Genomic DNA, 22,199 nt, shown 5'->3' on the forward strand with positions numbered 1-22,199 from the left:
CTTTGTTGTCTACGAGAGGTAAGGGAGAACACATGACGCAGAACGGGCGATTGTCCATCGTCAACCCCGCGACGGAGGAGGGCATAGAGGAGATCCCGACGACCGGCCGCGAGGAGCTGGACGACGCTGCCGAGAGGGCGAGGCGGGGTTTCGAGGAGTGGCGCGGTTTCGCCGGGCTCGACAGGGCCGAGGTCTTTCATGAGATCTCGGCCAGGATGCGCGGCCACGCGGACGAGCTTGCCGGGATCATGACCCGCGAGGGCGGTAAGCCCTTTATAGAGAACCGGGACGAGGTGACGTGGACGGCGGCGTGCTTCGACTACTACGGGGAGATCGCGCGAGATTCGATCGGCTACCTGCCCGCCCCCATCGAACCCCAACAACTCGCGATGGTCATGAAGGAGCCCGTCGGCACCGTCGCCTGCATCGTCCCCTGGAACTACCCGCTGCTGCTCGCGGCCTGGAAGGTCGCGCCCGCGCTCGCCGCCGGCAACGCGGTTATCCTGAAACCATCGGAGGAGACGCCGCTCGGGACCAGGCGCATGATGGAGCTCATGGAAGGGCTGCCCGAAGGCCTCTTCCAGGCGGTCTACGGGGCCGGGGACGTGGGCGAGGCGCTCGTGCGGCACCCCGGCGTCGACATGGTCGCCTTCACGGGGAGCCAGGAGACGGGGCGAAAGGTCGGCGTGACGGCCGCCGAGCGTCTGATGCGGGCGAACCTGGAGCTCGGGGGCAAGGACCCCTTCATAGTCTGCGACGACGTGGACGTGGAGGTTGCCGCCCAGGGCGCCGTGTGGGCCGCATGCCTGAACGCCGGGCAGGTCTGCACCTCGTCGGAGCGCTTCTACGTGGACAAGAAGGTCGCGGACGACTTCGTCGAGGCGTCAAAGAGCTTCGTCGAGTCGCTCAACATCGGCGACCCGATGGACCAACGTACAGACGTGGGGCCCATGATCAACGCGAAGGGACGGCAGAAGGTCGAAGACCACGTGGGCCAGGCGCTGGACCGCGGCGCGAAGCTCGTCACCGGGGGAGAACGCTTCGGAGACAGGGGTTTCTTCTACAAACCGACCGTGCTGACCGGCGTCGAGCCGTCGATGAGGGTGATGAGCGAGGAGACCTTCGGGCCGGTCGTGCCGGTCGTCGAGGTCGATTCTCTGGACCAAGCGATAGAGCTCGCGAACTCCGTTCCTTTCGGGCTCGGGGCGAACGTTTACACGAAGGACTTCGAGAAGATGCTCCGGTGCGCGAGAGGAATCCGGGCCGGGACCGTCTGGATCAACGACCCCCTCACGGACAACGACGCGGCCCCCTTCGGCGGCTACGGCGGCAGCGGGATCGGCAGGGAGCTGGGCCGGGAAGGCCTCGAAGCGTTCCAGGAGTCCAAGCACGTCCACATCGACCCCAGGGTCGAGAAGAAGGAGTGGTGGTATCCGTATGGCAAGGGCGAAGAGCCGGGACGGAGGGTGATGTAACGTGTCGCAGATACCGGAGAACCTGGCGCCCGGCGTCTACCGGGTGGACGCCATAAGGTTGAAGAACGCCATCAACGTGCTGCTGCTCGAGAACGACGACGGCTGGACGCTGGTGGACACGGGCCTCGCGGGCAGCGTCGGGCGGATAAAGGAAGCTCTCGCCGCGCTCGGCGCCGGGCCGGAAGACCTCAAGCGCATCTTTATAACCCACCAGCACGACGACCACACCGGGGGCCTGAAGGGGCTTCTGGAGTGGGCGCCGGACGCCGAGGTCGGGGCGACGCCGCACGAGGCCGACGTGATCTCCGCCCGACGCGGCCTGGACCCGCCGAGCAACGCGTTCTTCCGCCGCATGTCCTCCGGCGCGCAGCCGCCCGGGGTGCCCGTCGGAAAAGTCTTGCGGGAGGGCGATCTCGTCTCGGGCTTCCGCCTGATCTCCACACCCGGGCACACGCTCGGGCACGTCTCGCTCCTCAGAGACGGGGACGGGCTCCTGTTCACGGCCGACGCCTTCGGGTGCCTGCCGCGGAAGATACGCGTCGGTGTCCGCAAGGCGTTCTGCGCGGACCCCTCGCTCGCGAAACGCTCGGCGGACAAGTTGCTGAACGAGCGATTTTCAACCGTTGTCATGGCCCACGGACCCGTCTTGAGGGCTGACGCCCGGGCGAAGCTGCAGCGGGCGGTCGAGCGTTGCCGGTATTAGCCGAGACGGGCGAGGGTCCGGGCAAAGCGGGCGGGATGGGACCACGCGAAGTCTCTTTCAGGAGGCTGCGGTCTTCTGATCTGGATCTCCTGCACCGCTGGCTCAACGCTCCCCACGTCCTCCGGTGGTGGTACGACGAGGGAACCTCTTACCGGGAGATCGAGGAACGGTACCTGCCCCGTATCGAGGGCCGGGAAACGGTGAAGCCGTTCGCGATCCTGCACCAAGACAACCCGATCGGCTACATCCAGTCCTACCCCATCTCAGACGGGGGCGACGAACAGTACGCTGCCCTGGTAGACGTAGAGGCCTCGGCTGGCGTCGACCTCTTCATCGGAGATCCGAGGTACGTTCACCGGGGCCTGGGACAGTACATCGTCCGCGCATTCCTCTCCGAACACGTCTTCTCGAACCCCGGTGTAGAGGTTTGCGCAATCGGGCCAGAACCGAAAAACAAGGCCGCGATCCGGGCCTACGAGAAGGCCGGCTTCCGGTTCTTCAAGACCGTCCAGATCCCCGGAAAACCGGAGACCGAGTACCTGATGACGCTAACCAGGAAAGAGTTCGAGGGACATTTTGACTGATCGGACAAATGTCCGCTACGACGCCATCGTTGTCGGCTCGGGTCACAACGGGCTTATTGCCGCGGCGTACCTGGCGAGGGCGGGCAAGAAGGTATTGGTTCTGGAGCGGCGGGGGGTCATCGGCGGGGCTACCGTGACGGAGGAGCCGTGGCCGGGGTACAGGATCTCGACCTGCTCCTACGTCTGCAACCTGTTGTTGCCGGAGGTGATCCGGGACCTCGGCCTCGTCCGCCACGGCTACGACGTCCGTCCGCTCGATCCCCAGTACTTCATCCCCTTCCCGGACGGCGGGCACCTGATCTCATACCTGGACGGCGGGAAGACGGCGGGACAGATAGCGAAGTTCTCAAAGAAAGACGTCGCGGCGTACGGCGCGTACTGGTCGATGTGGGACCGGATCATCGCCAGGATGCGCCCGCTTTTGGACCTTCCCGCCCCTACGCGGCAAAACTTAGAGCGGGCCTTCGATGGGCGCGACGGCGAAGAGGACTGGCGGACGCTCACGAAGAAGAGCGTGGCGGAGGTCCTGGACGAGTATTTCGAGTCCGAGGAGCTAAAAGCGGTGCTCTGCGTGGGCGGCGTCATCGGGACGAACGCGGGCCCCCGCACCCCCGGCACGGCCTACGTCAAGTACCACCACATCCTCGGCGGGGTCGGCGGCCACCAGGGTGCCTGGGGCTACGTCCGCGGCGGCATGGGCGCCGTCTCGCAGGCGATAGCCTCGTCGGCGCGGGAGGCCGGGGCCGAGATCCTCACGAACGCCGAGGTGGCCGAGATAGACATCCGGGAAGGCGTCGCGAGGGGCGTGCACTTGCGGGACGGCCGCTCCTTTGGGGCCCGCGTCGTCCTCTCGGGCGCCGACCCGCACCGGACCTACCTCGGCATGGTCGGCGAGAAGCACCTGCCGGAAGACCTCGTCGAGGGCGTCAAAGAGATGCGCGTCGAGGGATCGGTGGTGAAGGTGTTGCTGGCGCTCGGGGAGTTGCCCGATTTCTCTGCGCTCCCGGGAAAGGAGGCCGGGCCGCAGCACACGGGCGGCATCGTAATAAACCCATCCGTAGACTCGTTGCAGGAGGCGTGGGAAGAATCCGAACGGGGCGAGCCGTCCGCCCGGCCCTTCATAGACGGGTACATACAGAGCGCGACCGAAGACGGCCTCGCGCCGCCCGGCAAGCACACGATGAGCCTGTTCTGCCAGTACGCGCCGTACCGGCTCGCGAGAGGAACCTGGGAGGGGCGCCGGGAGGAGATCGGCCAGAACATCATCCGGACGCTCGCGGAGTACGCGCCGAACGTTCCGGACGCCGTGGAGGGAATGGAAGTGCTCGGGCCGCCGGACATAGAGGCCAGGATCGGGATAACGGGCGGGAACATCTTCCACGGCGAGATCCTGCCTGACAGCATGTTCGCCGACCGCCCCGTCCCGGGCTACGGCGGCTACCGCACCCCAATAGAGAACCTATACCTCTGCGGCGCCGGCACCTGGCCCGGCGGCGCCGTCTTCGGAGCCCCCGGCCGCAACTGCGCGAGAGAGGTGCTCGGGGCCGCCAGGGCCAGCCCACAACAAATCTGACAGGCTGAAATGCTGACCAACTGACAAGCTGCCGACCATAGGGAGGCCAAATGCAGACGCAGACGAAAAACATAAGGAACTTCGTGAACGGGGAGCACGTGGACCCGGCCGACGGCCGGTTCTACGACGTCGTGAACCCCGCGACGGGCGAGGTCTTCGCCCAGGCGCCGGCCTCGGGCAAGGAGGACGTGGACCGGGCCTACAAAGCGGCGGAGAGAGCGTTCGAGGGGTGGCGGGACGCGACGCCGGCCACCAGGCAATTGGCCTTGTTCAGGATCGCCGACGCTCTGGAGGAGCGGGCCGAGGAGATCGTGCGGGCCGAGTCCGAGAACACGGGCAAGCCCATAGGCCTGACGATGGAAGAAGAGATACCGATGGCGGTGGACCAGATCCGGTTCTTCGCCGGCGCCGCCCGCGTCCTGGAAGGCAAATCCGCCGGGGAGTACCTCGAAGGCCACACTTCCTTTATCCGGCGCGAACCCGTGGGCGTGTGCGGCCAGGTGACCCCCTGGAACTACCCGATGATGATGGCGGTCTGGAAGTTCGCCCCCGCCATCGCCGCCGGCAACGCCATCGTCCTCAAGCCATCTGACACCACCCCCGTCTCGACGGTGATGCTCGCGGAGATCGCCTCGGAGTTCCTCCCCGCGGGCGTCTTCAACGTCGTCTGCGGCGACAGGGACACGGGCCGCGCCGTGGTCGAGCACCCCATCCCCCAGATGGTCTCCATCACGGGCTCCGTCCGGGCCGGGATGCAGGTAGCGGAGGCCGCAGCAAAGGACCTCAAGCGCACCCACCTCGAGCTCGGCGGCAAGGCCCCGGTCGTCGTCTTCGACGACGCGGACATCGAGGCCGCTGCCGAGGCCATAGCCCTAGGCGGCTATTTCAATGCCGGCCAGGACTGCACCGCGGCAACCCGTGTCCTCGCCGCCCCCGGTGCCTACGACGACTTCGTGGCCGCCCTCACCGAGCAGGCCAAGAACACCAAGACCGGCCGTCCCGACGACGAGGACGTACTCTACGGTCCCCTCAACAACCCCACCCAGTTAGAACACGTCTCGGGAATGGTCGAGAGGCTCCCGGGCCACGCCGAGGTGACCGCGGGCGGAGAGCGGGCCGGTAATGGCTCCGGGTACTTCTACTCGCCGACCGTCGTCTCGGGTCTCAGGCAGGACGACGAGGCTTCGCAGAACGAGATCTTCGGCCCCGTCATCACCGTCCAGCCTTTCTCCGACGAGGACGAGGCGGTCCGTTGGGCCAACGGCGTCCGCTACGGTTTGGCCTCCAGCGTCTTTACCAGGGACCACGGCAGGGCGATGCGGGTCAGCAAGAGGCTCGACTTCGGGTGCGTCTGGATCAACACGCACATCCCCATCGTGGCCGAGATGCCCCACGGCGGCTTCAAGCACTCCGGCCACGGCAAGGACCTCTCGATGTACGGCCTCGAAGACTACACCCGCATAAAGCACGTGATGACGAACCTCGAAGCCTGAAGCCATTAGCTGTCAGCTTTTTGGGTTTGGCCGGTGGCTAACCGTAGGCTGTGAACCGCTCTGCGCACTACTGTAAGGCGACTCGCTGGATTCGATACTCCAGCGAGTCGCGCCGTCGGCGGTCGGCTTTTGGCCCTGGCTGGAAGCTGATGGCTGACAGCTGACCGCTATACCGCTTGCCATGGGGCACCGCCCGCTGTTATAAGTGGGGTAGACGAGGTGCCCGATAGCAAGGGCATCGTTCCAAGGAGGCAAGGGGTATGACCGAGACGCTTCTCTTGTTTGCCGGCGCTTCGCTTCTGGGCGTCGGCGTCGCCACCCTCCTGGTCGCTATACAAACCTTACGTACCGCCCGCAGGTACGTGGACCTGGCCGAGGAACGGCTGGAACACCTGCGCGAGGGACAGGACCGCCTCCTGGCCCATCTCGAAGAACAGCGGCGGGTTCGGTATGAGGCGCAAGAAGAGGCCGAGCCGGACGTCCGTACGTACCAGGGAGCCGGGTTGAGCATCGAGCGGACCAAACAAGAGCTGCTGGGGCGGAGGGCCGCCGAGCGCGGACCGGAGGCCCCCGGCCGTACGGAAGCGAAGCCTCCCGAGGAGCCCCGGAAGGCCGAAAAGCCCAGAAGACCGGCGGGCCTGCCCGAGACCCGGTCGTCCGGGAGTGCCGGGTCTCCCGCCGCACCCCCGGTCCGCGCCGTGCGGCATCCCCACCCGGACGACGACGTGCCGCCTGGCAGCACGCTCGCGGGCCAGGTGCGGGCGTCGGGCGGATCCCCGGTCCAGATGTTCCGCGTCTTTTACGACAGGTACCTGGACAACTACGAGGGTTACGTGAAACTGGCAGGGAGGATCCACGACACCAGGACGGCCGAGGAGAAGATCGCCGGCTCCAGGGCCGAGCGCGACTGGAAAGAGCGGCTGCGCCGGGTAAACGACGGCATAGAGAGAACGACCGAGAGGCTCGACATCCTGGAGCATTCCAACCCCGAGCTCGTCTCCGACGACCGCGTCTCCCGCCGGGCCGGCATCGCCCGCAGCCACTCGCGGCTCACGAAGTAGCTTTCAGCAAATACAGACTGCTGCGAGAATGAGGAAGCGGCGATCCTCTCGCTCGGCCTGACCCGAAATGCAACGGACCCGGCCTTGCCGAGTGTCTTCAGATCGACCCGTCGGCCGGACCGGTGGGGTCGCCAGCGAAGACACGCCCGCCGGCCTCGCCCGCTTCCAGCTCTCCGAGGGGCCGGGTCCGCGCCTTTGGGTACATTAGAGACGTCGTGACAGACGAGATCCCAACCCTCCGCCGCGCCTCACGCGTCGTCTTGCTCGACGAGTCCGACCGGGTGCTGCTCGTGAGGTTCGAGTACGGTGGACGTAAGTGGTGGGCCACGCCGGGCGGCGGCCTCGAGGGCGAAGAGACCCACGAAGACGCGGCGAGGAGGGAGATTGAGGAGGAGACGGGGCTGCGCCTCGAGATTCTCGGGCCCCGGGTGTGGAACCGCGAGCACGTCTTCCGCTTTGAGGGACGCCTCTACCGCCAGCGGGAGCACTACTTCGTCGCCGTTGTCCCTGCCTTCGCACCGCAGCCAGGGGCGTTGGGAGCGGCGGAGTCCATAGCCTTCCGTGATCTGCGTTGGTGGACGATGGAGGATCTAGAAGCCGGCACAGAAGAGTTCGCGCCGGCCGAGCTACCAGCGCTAGTGAGGCGGCTGGTCGAGCACGGACCCCCCGAGCGACCCATCGAGGTAGGCATCTAGTCCCGCCGCAACCGCCCGAACCGCCGACGCAGACCGGGGCCGCTGATACTACTCCGGGGATCTCGTACGCCAGGATAGCTACCGGGTATTGCCCCGCTGAAGGTTCTGCAGGCCAGGCGTTCTCCCCCCAATAGGCCTTATTGAGACGTTACTGCGAACAGCCCACGCACCGATCAGCCAGCCCCTCGTGCGCTGGCCGAGAATCTCGGCGGCGATCGCCAAGACCTCCAAAACGGGCTTGATACGTGGGCGGACGCCCCGCAATATTCAACATAACAGTTGAACAACTATCGGCTTGAATAAGCCGGCCGATTGACGACTTCGCTGAGATGGCGAGGTCCACGCGGCAACATCGACGCGGAGGTAAAAAGTGGGAGCAATACACGTGCACGAGTTCATGAGCCTCGACGGCGTGATCGACGCGCCGACGTGGACGTTCGACTACGGCTTCGACCCGCAGATGGGAGATGCCATCGGCGCGGTCACGGAACGCTGCCGGGGCATCTTGCTCGGGCGCACGACCTACGAGATGTTCGAGCCGGCGTGGTCGACGCGGACTGTGGAGGACGATCCGGGGGCGCCGTTCTTCAACGACACCACCAAGTACATCGTCTCCTCGACGCTCACGACGGCGACGTGGAGGAACTCGGAGATCATCGGGCCGTACGACCGCGACGCCATCCGCAGGCTGAAGGACGAAGTCGACGGCGACATCTACACCAGCGGCAGCGGCACGCTGGTCCGGGCGATGCTCGCGGACGGCCTGGTCGACGGGCTGCACCTGTTCGTCTACCCGCTCACCCGCGGGTCCGGTCCGCGGCTCTTCCCCGAGGAAGCCGCGCCCGGCAACCTGTCGCTCGCTGCCTGCGAGTCGTACGGGAACGGTGTGGTCTACCTGGCCTACCGACCGCAAGCGTGAGGCCGCCGCGTCAGGAAGCGCCGGTGCGGCCCCGGGTCTTGCACCTCCAAGATCAAGCCGGACCCGGCTGGGCCGGATGATAGCCTCAGCGCGGCGGCGCTCTGCGATCTGGTGAAGATGTTGGGGCCTTAAGAACCGGGCCCGGGGTACTGCGGTTACTCTCCCGTTCGTCCGGCCGTCCTTACCGAGAGCTGCGGGCGGCGTTGTTCGAGGTAGTTCGGTCTCAGGTGCTCCGGTTTCCCTTCGTCCCTGGCGGAGAGGTCGAGGGAGACTTCGACCTCTCCCTCCGACGGGCCGGCTTGCGCCAGGCGCTCCCCGTCGGCGGAGACGGCCATCGTGCCGCCGGCGAAGGTGAAGACCTCTCCGGGGCCAACCTGGTTGACGTAGAGGTGGGTCAACCCGTTCTCCAGGGCGCGGGCTGTGGCGAACACGTCGTGGTCGCGGCCGAAGGGGTCCATGTTCGCCGAGATCGTAACGAGCAAGTCGGCCCCGGCCAGGGCGAGCGAGCGGGCCACCTCCGGGAACTCGACGTCGAAGCAGATGAGCAAGCCGGTCTTGATCCCATCGAGCTCGACCATCATCAGCTCGTCTCCGGCGACGAAGGCGCCGCGCTCGTCTCCGAAAAGGTGGGTCTTGCGGTACGAACCCACGACCCTACCCGTTCGATCCACGCAGACGGCCGAGTTGGCTACCCCGCCGGAAACGCGCTCCGGAACGCCGAAGATCACGGCCGCGCCGTTCTCCCGCGCCAGCCGCGCCACCTCCCCCACCTCGGGGCCGTCGAGGTCGAGCGACAGGCCGTCGACCCCGCGCGTCGTGTAGCCGCTCAGGAAGAGCTCGGGGAAGACGACGAGATCCGCCCCGGCGTGACGGGAGAGGACACCTCTGGCCTTCTCGACGTTCCCCTCCACGTCGCGCAGCTTCGGGGTGGGCTGCGCGAGGACCGCGTCGAGCCTCGTCACGAACCGTTCCCGTGCCGGATGATCGTCCTCAGGCCGACGGTGCGGCGGAGGTCGTCGAGCGCCCCGTCCACCTCGTCGAGCGTCGCGGTACGTCCGACGAGACGGTCGAGCGGGAGGCGGCCGGAGGCGTAGAGCCGCGCCAGCTTCGGGAAGTCTACCGACGGTACGCTGCTGCCGTAGTTGCAGCCGAGCACGCGCTTTCCGCCGTCGGCCAGGTCGAACGGGTCGAGCGGGACGGTAACGCCCTCGGCCGGCATGCCCACGATCACGGCCTGTCCGCCGCGGCAAACGAGCGAGGTCAGCATCCCCATGGTAGCGGCCCGCCCGATGGCCTCGAAGGCGTGGTCCGCGCCTTCGCCGGTGATGGACCGGATGTGGTCCTCGAGGTCTGGGTCATCACCCCCGAGCGCGTGCGTGGCGCCGAGCTCCCGCGCCAGCGCGAGGCGTTCTTCGGAGAGGTCGACGGCGACTATCGGGTCCGCGCCGGCGAGCCCGAGGCCGAGGAGAACAGCCTGCCCGACGCCCCCGCACCCGATCACGACGGCCGAGTCCCCGGTCCGGACCCGCGCCGTGTTGACCACGGCCCCGACGCCGGTCGTGACGGAGCACCCGATCAGGGCCGCCACCGGGAAAGGGACCCCATCGGGTATCTTTACGGCCGCCGACTCAGGGACCACCGTCGCCTCGGCGAAGGTGCCAAGCCCCAGGAAGGCCGGCACGGGCTCTCCGTCGGGAGCCTCGAAGCTCGTCGTACCATCCGGCAGGGTGTTCTCCAGGGCCTTCGTGTTCTGGCAGAGCCAGGCCCGGCCCCCGGCGCAGTTCCGGCACCTCCGGCAGGGCGCGAACCACGAGAGCACGACTCCGTCCCCGACACGGACGTCCTTCACGCCCGGCCCCACCTCTTCCACGGTCCCAGCCCCTTCGTGGCCCAGCACGAGCGGCCCTCGCGCCGTCCAGTCCCCGTCCGCGACGTGTAGGTCCGATCCGCAAACGCCGCTGGCGCGCAGCCTGACCCGGACGAGGTCGTCGCGTATTTCGGCGAGGCGCAACTCCCTGGCCGCGAGCGCCTCGCCGGGGGCTTCGAAGACCCTCGCCCTGACGGTCTGGGCCGGCCCCATCAAACGGAGGGGGCCCCTGTGGGATCTCCTTCGAGCTTCTGCTCGCTGGCGCGGACCTCGGCGCCCTCGGCTTCGACGTCAAGGGATCTGCTGAGGACATAGTAAGTGGCGCCTGAGACGATGAGGCCGACGAGCCACGCTATATCGATCCCCTGAAGGACGTTGCCAAGTGGCGCGGTCCAGATGCCGGGCAAGACCCAGAAGGGAATGCTGGCGGCGAGGCCGACGAGGAAGGCGGTGATGCCGCGCCACGCCCAGGTCCCGTAGAGGCCGCCTGGGACGAAGAGCTCGGTGATGGCGTAGCGGCCGTGCCTGACGAAAAAGTAGTCTATGAGGTTGACGGCGGTCCACGGCGAGAGCAGGTAGAGCATCATTATGAGCGCCGCGAAGAGCACGTCCACGGCCCCGGCCGAGATGCTCAAGGAGACCGCGACCCAGAGCACCGCGAGCGCGAGGATGGTAATAACCCGCAGCCGCCGCGTCGGCTCCACCTTCTTTACGGCGTCTATGGCGGTGACGGTCGTCAGCATAGCGCCGTAGGCGTTTATGCCCATCGTCGCCACGAGCGCCGCCACGGAAGAGAGAGCCAGCACCACCCCGAGGCCCGTGAACACGGCGTCCCCGGCGTCGCGCAACGAGACCAGCGCGTCGGTCGCCTCCAGGCGCGTGGCGAGCCAGGCACCCAGAGATATGAGCCACACGGCGGACCCCGAAGCCCCGAAGAAGACGGCGGCGATGATGGCGCGCGGGCGCGTGTAACGCGGCAAATACCGCGAGTAGTCCGAGACGTAGGGCGCGTAGGTGATGTTGTACGAGGCGCTCGCCGTGAACTGGGCCATGAAGGCGATCCAGGTAAAAGCTCCAGGCGACGAACCGTTCCCACCCGCCCCGCCCAGGAAAATGGCAACCGTCAGGACCACGTAGAGCGGCAACGAGATGTAGAAGAGCACCCGGAACAGCGTGTGCAGGTAGTCGTGGCCGTAGATGGCGAACAGCGCCGCGATCACCGCTATCGCCACGATGACGACCGTCCCGTTCCAGCCGAAAAGCCCGCCCAGACCGGCGGAGATCAAAACCGAATCGACCACGTTGAACGCAACGAAAGTGAAGAACGTCGCCACAAGCGGCAGCAAGACCCCCCTGTAGCCGAACTGCCCCCTGGACTGGATCATCTGCGGCAACCCGAGCTGCGCCCCCTGGATGGCGTGGAACGCCATGAACAGCGTCCCGAACAGAATACCCAAGGTCCCGGCGAGGATCGACCACCCCAGAGAGAGCCCGAGCCCGGGGCCTATGAACCCTATCGTGATCGTGAAGAACTGGAAGTTACCCAGAAACCAGAAAGGTCCCTGGTGCCAGACCTTGCCGTGCCGCTCGTCCTCCGGCACGTAGTCGATCGAGCGGCGCTCTATCTGCCGCCCCAACCCCTCGCGCCCCTCTGCGCTGGCCGCCATCCCCGCCTTCTTTCACCCGTGGACTCAATTTCCAGCCACCCTTCATCGTTCCAGTCTAAAGAGACGACGAACGCCGGTCAATGGGCGGGACCGCGGGCCCCTTCGTAAGCGTGTCCGAAGCGGTAGAGCGTCGCCTCGTCGAAGGAGCGTCCGATGATCTGGAGTCCGACGGGGAGGCCCGAGGCCGTCGTCCCGCACGGCACGGAGAGGCTCGGGAGGCCGTTCATGTTGGTAGGGCCGGTCAGGCGGGTGAGGGCCGAGTAGACCGCTTCTTGGTGGCCTTCTATGGAGATCTGCCTCTGCCCGATCTCGGTGGCCGGAACCGGGACGCTCGGGGCGAGGATGGCGTCCACCTCCCCGAGCACCTCCTCGAACTCGCGCCTCGACCGGAGCTTTCTCTGCTGGGCGTTCGCGTACCTGTGGGCCCGGAGATCTTCGCCCTTCAGCAGCCGCTCCAGTCCGTGGTCGTCGAACTTCTCGGGTTCGGTCTTCAGGCGTTCCTCGTGGACGGCGTAGGCCTCGGCGGCGAGGGTCAGGCGCTGGGCGCGTAGCGTCTCCCACAGGTTTGGGATCTCGATCTCCCTGACCTCGGCCCCGAGCGAGCGGAAGACCTCGACGGCTTCCCGGACCCGCGCTTCGACCTCCGTATCGACGTGCTCGAAGTAGAAATCGGTCGGGACGCCCACGACCGTTCCACGGATGCTGTGGGCCAGATGCCGGGCGAAGTCTTCTCCGGGAAGGTTCACGGAGTACGGGTCTTCCGGGTCGTACCCGGCGAGGGCGGAGAGCATGAGGGCATTGTCTTCGACGGTTCGGGTCAGGGGCCCGACGTGGTCCATGGTCGGGGCGAGGGGAAAGACGCCGCTCTTGCCCACGCGCCCGAAGGTCGGCTTCATGCCGACGACGCCGCAGAGGGCCGCCGGGATGCGGACGGAGCCGCCGGTGTCGGATCCGATGGCGCCGTAGCAGAGGCCCGTGGCGACGGCGGCCCCGGAGCCGCCGGAGGAGCCGCCGGTGATCCTACCTGGGTCGTGCGGGTTGAGCGTGGGTCCGAAGAGAGACCTGTCGCCCGTCGGCCCGTAGGCGAACTCGTGGGTGTTCGTCTTCCCGAGCAACACGGCGCCGGCCTCCCCGAGCCTCCGGGCGACCTCGGCGTCGTTGTCCGGGACGAAGTTTTTGAAGAAGGCCGAGGCCATGGTGGTACGAACGCCCGCCGTGTGGACGAGGTCCTTGATGGCGACCGGCACGCCGTGAAGGGGTCCGCGGTACTCTCCGGCCCCGATCTCCGCCTCGGCCCGCGCCGCGTCCTCCATCGCCCGCCCCGCCGCTACCGTAATGAAGGCGTTTGTCTCGTCGTCCTCGATCCGCCCGAGCAACGCCTCCGTCACCCCGACCGGCGACAGAACGCGCGTCCGTAAAGCGTGAGACAGCTCCGAAAGTGAATACGGAAGTTCCATATCCTGCGCCAAGTTCCTTCTCCTTCCCCACCAAAGACAGGCGGAGTATCTCACAGTCGAAAACCCATCCGAACACGAACACCCGATACCTGAAACCTGATGCCCGAAGCCTGTTTCCGCTATCATCGGCTGGTGTTTCTTCGTGCCGCAAAGGCGTTCCGGGGTTTCGATCGTCGGGTGTGGCTCCTGCTCTTCGCTATGGTCGCGTTCAGGTTCGGGCACGGGCTGTACTTCCCGTTCAGCTCGATCTACTTCCACAACGTCCTCGGCATCCCGCTCTCCCTGGTCGGCGTGGGCCTCGCCGTCTTCGCCGCTTCCAGCGTCGTCTCGGGCCTCGTCGCCGGCCCCCTCACGGACCGCTACGGGCGCAAACCGACGATGCTCGTCGCCCTCTGCGGGAGCTCCGCGAGCTTCTTCGGCTTCGCCCTGATCGACGGTTTCGCCGGATACCTCGCCGTCTCGGCGGCCCACGGGCTGCTCGGCTGGTCCATGTTCGAGGCCTCCCGCAATGCCATGGTCGCCGACGTCACCCAACCGGGGGCGCGCTCCCGCGCCTACGGCCTCGTCAGGGTCGGCGGCAACGTCGGATGGGCCGCGGGGCCCATGGTGGCGGGTTTGGTCTCCGCCGCGGCGGCCGGCTCCGCGGGCGTCTACCCGAAGCTCTTCGTCGGCACCTCCGTCCTGACGGCGCTCGTCGCCCTCGCCCTCGCCCTGACCGTCAGGGAGTCGCTCCCTTCGCGGCGGGAGGCCGGAACCGGGAAGAGGGGCAAACGCGGCCTGCGGGAGGCCTTCACGGACGGGCCATTCGTCCTTCTCCTCGGCGTTGGGGTGCTGCTCTACTACGTCTTTACGCAGGACTGGCAGGCCCTGCCCATCTACGCCAAGAACTTCGTGGGCGCGACGGACGGGCAGATAGGGTTCTTCCTCGGGGCCAACGGTCTCATGGTCATCCTGTTCCAGCTCCCCGTCTCCTACCTCATAGACCGCGGCTCGAAAGTGATGGCGCTCCTCGCCGGAGCAACCCTCTTCGCCCTCTCGTCCGCCACGCTCCTCCTGACCGAGTCTTTCGTTGGCATCGTAATCGCCTTCGTCCTCTTCTTCACCCTGGCCGAGATGGTCCTGGAGGTGGCAGGCGCGGCGCTGGCGGCCGAGATCGCCCCCGTACACCTGCGGGGAACCTACCTCGCCCTCTTCGGGGCCTGCTTCGGCGCCGCCTGCGGCGTCAGCCCCATCGTCGGCGGCGCGCTCCTGCAGGCCGAACTGCCGGACGTGATCTGGACGATCCAGCTGGTAGCCGCCCTCATAGCCGTGTCCGGCCTGCTGGTGCTGGCAGCGCTACGTAGAGAGCTTGTCAGCTAGTCAGCATTTCAGCCCGTCAGCAAGTCGTCCGTGCGCGTCAGGCCTTCCGTACTCGAACCGCTTCGAAATACGCGACCGGGTAGGGCTACGGGCGGCAAAAAGCTGACGGGCTGAGAGCGAGGGCCGAAGGCCCGAAGCGTGCCGAGAGCGGAGCCCTTAGGGCGGAGCGTGCCGAGAGCGGAGCCCTTAGGGCGGAGCGTGCTAGTCCTCCGCCACGCGGAGGACTAACAGCGCGAGGTCGTCTCTGGGATGACCTTCCTGGAATTCGAGGACGGCGTTCTTGAGGGTGCGGGCCACGTCTTCGGCGTGTTGGCCCGCGCTGGCGGCGAGGATCTGGTGTAGCCGGTCTTCCCCGAAGAAGCCGCCGTCGGGGGAGCGGGCCTCGGTGACGCCGTCGGTGTAGAAGACGAGCGTCTCCCCGGGCATCAGGCGCATGTGGGTGTCTTTTAGCTCCGCGTCGGGGAAGACGCCGAGGGCGCGGCCCGGGCAGCTCACCTCCTCGACGGATCCGTCGGTGCGCACGACGAGGGGCGGCGGGTGTCCGGCGCGGGAGAGGTCCAACCCGACACCCTGGGCGCCGTCCAGGGGTTCCAGGCGGGCGCAGGCGGCCGTGCAGAAGCGGTCCTCGGGGAGCTGGCGGAGCATGGCTTCGTTAAGGGCGGAGAGGAGTTCCGAGGGCCGGTCGTCGGTCATGGTTACGGCGCGGATGGTGTAGCGGGCCAGGGCCGTGACCGCCGCCGCCTCGGCGCCCTTGCCGCGCACGTCGCCTATGGTGCAGATCCAGCCGTCCTCTATGGTGTTTATGACGTCGTAGAAGTCCCCGCCGACCTCGTTAGCCTCGCCCGCGGGCAGGTACTCGGCGCCCAGCTCGACGCCCGGTATCTCGGGCAGGACGGGCGGCAAAAGGCTCCTCTGGAGGGTGTGCGCGATCTCGCTGCGGTCCCTGTACAGGCGGGCGTTGTCAACCGCCAGCGCGCACCGGTAGGAGAGGTTCTCGGCGAGCAGGAGGTCCTCGTCGTCGTAGCGGCGTCCGGGGCCGGAGGAGACGAGGGTCATGGCGCCAAGGGTCCGGCCGCGGGCCAGAAGCGGCACGCTCATCAAGGAACGGGGCTCCAGGGCGCGGAGCAGCTCGCGGTGCTCGCCCCCGAGCTCCCGCTCGTAGAAGACGCGCCCCGGAAGCTCGGGGACGAGGACCGACCTCCCGGTCCTCAACACCTCGGCCGTGCTGCCGGGGTCGTCCTCCCCGAAGGAGCGGTGCCCCCGCAGGCGGACCAGGAGGTCCTCTTTCTCGGGGTCGGCGTGGGAGGAGGCGAGCTGGTGGACGGCGCCGTTCTCCTCGACGATGTCGAGCAGGCACCAGTCCGCGAGGTCCGGGACCATCAGGCTCGTTACCCGCCGGAGCGTCTCCTCGTAGTCCAGGGATGCCGAAAGGGCAGGTCCCGCGGCGGCGAGCAGGGCCAGGCGCTTGCGGGCCGCGACGGCCTCGGCCCTGGCGAGCTGCTCCCGGACGAGCAGGAGGTCGCGCTCCTCCTCCACCCTCTTGCGCTCGCTTATGTCCTCGACCACGGAGATAAAGTACCGGGGCTCGCCCGATGCCTCGCGCACGAGCGAGACCGTCAGGTTCACCCAGACGGGCGAGCCGTCCTTCCTGACGTACCGCTTCTCCATCGAGTAGACCTGCCTCTCGCCCCGGAGCATGGCCCGCGCGTGTTCGAGGTCCTTCCCGAGGTCGTCCGGGTGGGTGATGTCCCCGAAGGTCTTTTCGAGCAGCTCCTCCTCGGTGTAGCCGACGATCTCGCAGAGGCGCCGGTTGACCCGCAGCCACCGGCCTTCGGTCGAGATCTGGGCCGCCCCGACGGCGGCGTGCTCGAAGGTCGCCCTGAAGCGCTCCTCGCTCTCGCGCAGGACCTCCTCGATCCTGCGCCGGTCGGTGATGTCGTTTTGGACCCCGACGAAGTTGGTGAGGCGCCCCTTTTCATCGTGGACCGGCGAGACGTACAGCTCGTTCCAGAAGAGAGCGCCGCTCTTGCGGTAGTTCCTCAAGACCACCCGGCATTCCCGCTCTTCCCGCAGGGCCGCCCTCAGCTCGTCGAGCGCGGGCTGGTCGTGCTCGCCGTTCTGCAGGAAGCGACAGTTGCGGCCCATTACCTCGTCCGCCGGGTAGCCGGAGATCCTCTCGAAGGCCGGGTTGACGTAGACGATGGGGTTGTCGGGGACTTTCGGGTCCGTGATGACGATCCCGTTCGAGCTAGCCGCCACGGCCCGGTCGAGCAGGCGCCGCATCTCCTCCGGGGCCGAGAGCCCCGGAACGTCGCGCCCGGCCGGTGAGAACGAGGAGTCCAAGAACCGCATTCTACAGCCCTCCCCGATCTCCCACCGCCTCCCGTACACGTTAAAACCCGCCTATTCCGGGGTATGCTAGAGTCTGCAACGGGAATAAGGCTACGAGAGGAGAAGGACGAAGATGGCATACGAGCTGCCGCAGCTCCCCTACGGCTACGACGCCCTGGAGCCGACCATAGACGAACAGACCATGCACCTGCACCACGAAAAACACCACAACACCTACGTGACGAACCTAAACGCCGCTTTGGAGAAGCACCCGGAGGCGGACCCCGGCAACATCGAGGAGCTCATCGCCAACCTCGACTCCGTGCCGGACGACATCCGCACGGCGGTAAGGAACAACGGCGGCGGCCACTCCAACCACTCGATGTTCTGGCAGATCATGGGCCCGAGCGGTCAGGGCGGCGGGAGCCCCTCGGGGGACCTCGCCCAGGCCATAGATTCCTCGTTCGGCTCTTTTGACCAGTTCAAGGAGCAGTTCGGGGCGGCAGCGGCCCCCGGCGCCCTGTTCGGCTCGGGCTGGGCGTGGCTGATCTCGGACCCCGGCGGCTCCCTCTCCATAGAGACGACCCCGAATCAGGACTCGCCGCTGATGGAGGGTAAGACGCCCGTGATGGGGCTGGACGTGTGGGAGCACGCCTACTACCTGAAGTACCAGAACCGCCGCCCCGAGTACATAGGCGCCTTCTGGGACGTCGTCAACTGGGACGAGGTCGGGCGTCGCTACGACGCCGCCCGGAACGCCTAGCCGAAACAGCCGCGCAGCAATGGAGCCCCGGGGAACACCCTCCGGGGCTTTCGCGTGCCTGGAGGGCTTTCGGCCGGGGAAACGTGCGAACAAACCCACCTTCGGGGGGCCATCCGTTAGAGTAGGTCGGAAGAGAGGGCGAAGCGGGGAGGATCCCAACTTATGCGGCTGGTGGTAGTGGGCGGGGTTGCGGCGGGAACGAAAGCGGCGTCACGGGCGCGGCGGGTAGACCCTGAGGTGGAGATCACGGTCTACCAGGAAGAACCCGAGCCTTCCATCAGCGAGTGCGGCCTCCCCTACCTCCTCTCGGGCATGGTGGAAAGCCGCGACCGGCTCGTGGCCCGAACCCCGGAGAAGTTCGCGGAGCAGGGCATCGAGATGAAGGTGCGCCACAGGGTCGAGAAGGTACTCCCCGACACCAGGAAGCTTTTCGTGCGCGACCTCGCGACCGGCGGGACCTTCGAGGACTCGTACGACCGTCTCGTTATCGCCACCGGTGCCAGCGCCGTCATGCCCCCCATTCCCGGCGCCGACCTCGACGGAATCTTCGAGTTCCGTTTCCTGACGGACGCCGACGAGGTGATGCGCCACACGAAGGAGCGCCGGCCCGCGAAAGCGGTAATCGTTGGCGGCGGGTACATCGGGCTTGAGGTGGCCGAGAACCTGTGCCGCATCGGGATGGAGGTGGCCCTGATCGAGGGCGAAGACAGGGTCGCCCTCGCATACGGCCCCGAGGTCTCAGAGAGGGTGGAGGCGGAACTCGAAAGAAACGGCGTGGACATCTTTACCGGCGAGAGGGTCGAGGCGTTCGTCGGCGACGGGCGGGTTCGGGCCGTAAAGTTCGGCGAAGGGCAGGTCGAGGCGGACCTCGTAATCCTGGGCGTCGGCGTGAAGCCCTCCGTGGAACTGGCCCGGGAGGCGGGGGCGGAGATCGGGGCCACCGGCGCCATTCGGGTGGACAAAGGTATGAAGACGAACCTCCCCGACGTGTGGGCCGCGGGCGACTGCGTCGAGACCACCAACCTGGTAAGCGGCGAGCCGTCGTGGGTCCCGCTCGGCGACACGGCCAACCAGATGGGCCGCGTCGCCGGCACCAACGCCGCCACCGGCGAAGACACTTTGGAGTTCCCCGGCGTCCTCGGCACCGGCATCTTCCAGGTCTACGACCTCGGCGTCGGCAAGACGGGCCTCTCCGAAAAAGACGCGGAAGCCGCGGGCTACGAGACCGTCAGCGCCGGCGTCGAGGCCCGCGACCGGGCGGGCTACTACCCGGGCGCCGAGAAGGTCTTTCTCAAGCTCATAGCCGACGCCGGGACGGGCCGCATCCTCGGGGCCGAGGCCGCGGGCTCCGGCGCCGACAAGCTAACCGACATCTGCGCGACGGCCATCTGGGGCGGCCTCTCCTACCCCGACCTCGTCAACATAGATCTCGCCTACTCCCCCCCCTTCGGCCCCGCCCTGAGCCCCGTCATCCAGGCCGCCACCATCCTCTCCGGAAAGTTCGACCGCGCCCGCGAAGGCGTCAGGGCTTCGGAGTAGGCTACAGGCGTCAGGGCGCTTCGGGCCTTCGGCCCTAGCTCTCATGCATCAGGCCTTGTCGTCGACGCCCGGACCCGAATACCACACCTGAAGCCTAGATTTCAGAACCTCTCCACGACGGTCCTCGCGAGCATGTGCAGCGGCAGGTAGTCGGGGCCGCCGGCCTTCGAGTCGGTGCCGCTCATTCCGAAGCCGCCGAAGGGCTGGACGCCGACCAAAGCGCCGGTTATTCCGCGGTTGAAGTAGACGTTGCCGGCCTTGAACTCCCGGCGGGCGCGTTCTAGGTGGTCGCGGTTTTTGGAGTAGACGCCGCCCGTGAGGCCGTAGGGGGAGTCGTTGGCGAGCCTTAGGGCGTCGTCGAAGTCGCGGGCCTTTATGACGGAGAGGACGGGGCCGAAGATCTCCTCCCGCGCAACTTTAGCGTCGGGCTCGACGGCGAAGATGGTCGGGCTGACGAAGTAGCCGTTCTTCGGGTCCCCAGGGTCCTCGCCGAGCACCCTGTCACCCTCCTGCTTGCCGGCGTCGACGTAGCCCGAGACCTTCTCGAACTGGGGCTCGCTTATGACGGGGCCGACGTTGACGGTCGCGCCGTCTTCTTCTGCGGGAAGTCCTATCTTGAGCGCCCGCGCGTTTTCGAGGACCTTGCCGAGCACCTCGTCGTAGACGTCGGCGTGGAGGATGGCCCGGGATGCCGCGGAGCACTTCTGGCCCGAGTAGCCGTAGGCGCTCTTGACGATGTCGGCCGCGGCGGAGTCGAGGTCGGCGGAGTCGTCTATGACCATCGCGTCCTTGCCGCCCATCTCGGCTATGACCCGCTTGACCCAGCGCTGGTTCTCTATCTGTCTGGCGGCCAGCTCGTTTATCCTCAAGCCCGTCTTCATCGAGCCGGTAAAGGAGATGAAACGCGTACGGGCGTCGCCGACGAGGTAGTCCCCGATGTCCGAGCCGTAGCCGGGAAGGAAGTTCAGGACGCCCTCGGGGAGGCCCGCCTCCTCGAAGATCTCCGCCACCACGGCGCCGATCACGCTCGTGAACTCGGACGGCTTCATGACGATGGTGTTGCCGGTGACGATGGCCGCGCTCGACATCCCGGTAAGTATCGCGGTCGGGAAGTTCCAGGGCGCTATGATGACGCCGACGCCCATCGGCTGGTAGGAGTAGCGGCTCTCCTCGCCCGGTATCGCGTAGATCTCGACGCCGTCCTTGAGGCGGAGCATCTCGCGGGCGTAGTACTCCAGGAAGTCTATGCCCTCCGCGACCTGGGCGTCGGCCTCGTTCCAGGGCTTGCCGCCCTCGAAGACCTCCCAGGCCAGAAGCTCGAACCGGCGGCGCTTCATGATCGCCGCGGCCCTGAGCAGTATCCTGGCCCGCGACTCGGGCGTCGTCCTGCTCCAGTGCTCGAAGGCGCCCGTCGCCACGTCGAGGGCCATGTCGGCCTCGCGCTCCGTGGCGGCCGCGGTGCGGCCCACGATCTGGGAGGGGTCGGCCGGGTTGACGGAGACGATCTCACCGTCCGTCTCGATGGGCTTGCCGCCTATGATGGCCGGGTGGCTCTTGCCGAGTCTGCCCCCCACGTCTTTCAAGGCGGCGCGCATCTTGGCGACGTTCGCCTCGTCCGACCAGTCCAGGTACTCTTCGTTCTTGTAGGGTATGAGGCCCATCGATGCTCCTATCTCTTTACCTTGCCGGTTATGCTCCCGATCACGTCTTTCGCGACGTAGCCGGCTATCTTCGGGTTCTCCTTCAGGCGACGCGTCGAGTACTCGTACCAGTCCTCCCCGTAGGGCACGTAGACGCGCAGCTTGTGCCCGGCGTCGACCAGTATGCTCCTCAGCTCCTCGTCCACACCGAGCAGCATCTGAAACTCGTAGCGGTCGGCCGGGACTTCGAGCTGGTGGATGAGCCTGAGGGCGTGCCAGATCAGGAACTCGTCGTGCGTGGCTATCCCGACGTACACGCCGCCCTTGAGCAACTCGTCCAACAGAAAGATGTAGTTCTGCCTGACGGTGGCGAAGTCCTTGTACGCTATGGACCGGGGCTCGTCGTAGATGCCCTTGCACAACCTCACGGAGAACCCGGCGTCTATGACGTTCTGCACGTCGTCCAGGCTGCGGCGCATGTACGCCTGCAGGACGGCGCCGGTGTTGCCGTGGCGCCTATACAGGTCGTGGACGATGCCTAAAGTCGCGTCCGTGTAAGGGGAATCTTCCATGTCCACCCGCACGAAGCGGCCCCTCGCGTCCGCGTATTCGACTATCTCCTCCGCGTTGGCCCTGCACAACTCCTCGTTCAGGGTGAGGCCGAGGCCCGTGAGCTTTATGGAGATGCCGCTTTTCAGGTCGTGCTCGTCGATGGTGTCGACCACCTTTTTGTAATCCTTGAGCTTCCGGGCGGCGTCGGCCTTGCTCTCGGTGCTCTCGCCGAGGAGGTCTATGGTGGCGACGCAGCCTTCGCGGTTCAGGTCGCGAACCGTCTTCACGGCCTCGTCCAGCGTGTCTCCGGCTATGTAGCGGCCGGAGATCCTCTTGACGATGGGCCGCGGTATCACCGGCACCGAGTTTGCTATGGCCCTGTCCACTATCCCCATGTTCTCAAACCCCACAAAACGTCCGACGTCCGGTCCGTGATCCTTACCCGGATTCTACTTCAACGAGCCCCCTTGGACTTTGGTGTAGGATGGCTCTGGAACAGGGGATCACGAACGCCCGGAGGT

General features: G+C 66.9%; 18 protein-coding genes. 11 read left to right on the top strand and 7 right to left on the bottom strand.

Annotation, left to right across the window (positions count from 1 at the left end; all coding sequences use genetic code 11):
- Positions 1 to 32 precede the first annotated feature (32 nt).
- The 8 genes from GBA63_RS16640 to GBA63_RS16675 all read left to right on the top strand — a co-directional run bounded on the left by GBA63_RS16640 (position 33) and on the right by GBA63_RS16675 (position 8,503).
- On the top strand, positions 33 to 1,475 hold the full coding sequence (locus tag GBA63_RS16640) for an aldehyde dehydrogenase family protein (RefSeq protein WP_166177892.1): 1,443 nt from the start codon (positions 33 to 35) through the stop codon (positions 1,473 to 1,475).
- A gap of 1 nt (position 1,476) precedes the next feature.
- Positions 1,477 to 2,178: an MBL fold metallo-hydrolase gene (locus GBA63_RS16645; RefSeq protein WP_166177894.1), complete on the top strand. Its 702-nt coding sequence runs from the start codon at positions 1,477 to 1,479 to the stop codon at positions 2,176 to 2,178.
- On the top strand, positions 2,166 to 2,762 hold the full coding sequence (locus tag GBA63_RS16650; protein WP_166177896.1) for a GNAT family N-acetyltransferase: 597 nt from the start codon (positions 2,166 to 2,168) through the stop codon (positions 2,760 to 2,762). Before GBA63_RS16645 ends, GBA63_RS16650 begins: the two co-directional genes overlap by 13 nt.
- The gene (locus GBA63_RS16655; protein ID WP_166177898.1) at positions 2,755 to 4,335 is read left to right on the top strand and encodes a phytoene desaturase family protein; all 1,581 of its coding nucleotides are present in this window, start codon (positions 2,755 to 2,757) and stop codon (positions 4,333 to 4,335) included. Before GBA63_RS16650 ends, GBA63_RS16655 begins: the two co-directional genes overlap by 8 nt.
- A gap of 50 nt (positions 4,336 to 4,385) precedes the next feature.
- Complete coding sequence (locus GBA63_RS16660; RefSeq protein WP_166177900.1) at positions 4,386 to 5,828, top strand: gamma-aminobutyraldehyde dehydrogenase; 1,443 nt, start codon at positions 4,386 to 4,388, stop codon at positions 5,826 to 5,828.
- A 260-nt stretch (positions 5,829 to 6,088) separates the two neighbouring features.
- Complete coding sequence (locus GBA63_RS16665) at positions 6,089 to 6,889, top strand: hypothetical protein (protein WP_166177901.1); 801 nt, start codon at positions 6,089 to 6,091, stop codon at positions 6,887 to 6,889.
- Between the two features lie 215 nt (positions 6,890 to 7,104).
- A complete protein-coding gene (locus tag GBA63_RS16670) occupies positions 7,105 to 7,584 on the top strand; it encodes an NUDIX hydrolase (RefSeq protein WP_166177902.1) in 480 nt (159 codons plus the stop codon).
- Positions 7,585 to 7,954: 370 nt separating this feature from the next.
- Positions 7,955 to 8,503, top strand: coding sequence for a dihydrofolate reductase family protein (locus tag GBA63_RS16675; RefSeq protein ID WP_166177903.1), 549 nt, complete (start codon positions 7,955 to 7,957; stop codon positions 8,501 to 8,503).
- Positions 8,504 to 8,658: 155 nt separating this feature from the next.
- Here GBA63_RS16675 and GBA63_RS16680 read toward each other — a convergent pair whose 3' ends face one another.
- The 4 genes from GBA63_RS16680 to GBA63_RS16695 form a co-directional block, all read right to left on the bottom strand.
- Positions 8,659 to 9,465, bottom strand: a complete 807-nt coding sequence (locus GBA63_RS16680; protein WP_166177904.1) for a nitrilase-related carbon-nitrogen hydrolase — start codon at positions 9,463 to 9,465, stop codon at positions 8,659 to 8,661.
- A complete protein-coding gene (locus GBA63_RS16685; RefSeq protein ID WP_228282602.1) occupies positions 9,462 to 10,583 on the bottom strand; it encodes an alcohol dehydrogenase catalytic domain-containing protein in 1,122 nt (373 codons plus the stop codon). The genes GBA63_RS16680 and GBA63_RS16685 overlap by 4 nt, the downstream gene beginning before the upstream one ends.
- Positions 10,583 to 12,037, bottom strand: a complete 1,455-nt coding sequence (locus tag GBA63_RS16690) for a purine-cytosine permease family protein (protein ID WP_166177906.1) — start codon at positions 12,035 to 12,037, stop codon at positions 10,583 to 10,585. The genes GBA63_RS16685 and GBA63_RS16690 overlap by 1 nt, the downstream gene beginning before the upstream one ends.
- 77 nt (positions 12,038 to 12,114) lie before the next feature.
- Complete coding sequence (locus GBA63_RS16695) at positions 12,115 to 13,506, bottom strand: amidase (protein WP_207956858.1); 1,392 nt, start codon at positions 13,504 to 13,506, stop codon at positions 12,115 to 12,117.
- Positions 13,507 to 13,671: 165 nt separating this feature from the next.
- Between GBA63_RS16695 and GBA63_RS16700 the strand changes: the two genes are divergently transcribed.
- On the top strand, positions 13,672 to 14,853 hold the full coding sequence (locus GBA63_RS16700) for an MFS transporter (protein WP_166177907.1): 1,182 nt from the start codon (positions 13,672 to 13,674) through the stop codon (positions 14,851 to 14,853).
- A gap of 201 nt (positions 14,854 to 15,054) precedes the next feature.
- Here the strand turns inward: GBA63_RS16700 and GBA63_RS16705 are convergent, their stop codons facing one another.
- Positions 15,055 to 17,205 carry a SpoIIE family protein phosphatase gene (locus GBA63_RS16705; RefSeq protein WP_166177908.1) on the bottom strand — a complete coding sequence of 717 codons (2,151 nt, stop codon included), beginning with the start codon at positions 17,203 to 17,205 and terminating at the stop codon, positions 15,055 to 15,057.
- A 112-nt stretch (positions 17,206 to 17,317) separates the two neighbouring features.
- On the opposite strand from GBA63_RS16705, the gene GBA63_RS16710 reads away from it, so the two are divergent.
- Positions 17,318 to 17,947 (top strand): superoxide dismutase, encoded by a 630-nt coding sequence (locus GBA63_RS16710; protein ID WP_166177909.1) that lies wholly within the window; start codon positions 17,318 to 17,320, stop codon positions 17,945 to 17,947.
- A 162-nt stretch (positions 17,948 to 18,109) separates the two neighbouring features.
- Positions 18,110 to 19,486 carry an FAD-dependent oxidoreductase gene (locus GBA63_RS16715; RefSeq protein WP_166177910.1) on the top strand — a complete coding sequence of 459 codons (1,377 nt, stop codon included), beginning with the start codon at positions 18,110 to 18,112 and terminating at the stop codon, positions 19,484 to 19,486.
- Positions 19,487 to 19,587: 101 nt separating this feature from the next.
- On the opposite strand, the gene pruA is transcribed toward GBA63_RS16715, so the two are convergent.
- Positions 19,588 to 21,147 (bottom strand): L-glutamate gamma-semialdehyde dehydrogenase, encoded by a 1,560-nt coding sequence (pruA, locus tag GBA63_RS16720; protein ID WP_166177911.1) that lies wholly within the window; start codon positions 21,145 to 21,147, stop codon positions 19,588 to 19,590.
- An 8-nt stretch (positions 21,148 to 21,155) separates the two neighbouring features.
- Complete coding sequence (locus GBA63_RS16725; protein WP_207956859.1) at positions 21,156 to 22,088, bottom strand: proline dehydrogenase family protein; 933 nt, start codon at positions 22,086 to 22,088, stop codon at positions 21,156 to 21,158.
- Between the last annotated feature and the right edge of the window lie 111 nt (positions 22,089 to 22,199).

Origin of the sequence: Rubrobacter tropicus (assembly GCF_011492945.1) — a bacterium.
In the GTDB taxonomy this organism is placed as follows: Bacteria; Actinomycetota; Rubrobacteria; order Rubrobacterales; family Rubrobacteraceae; genus Rubrobacter_D; species Rubrobacter_D tropicus.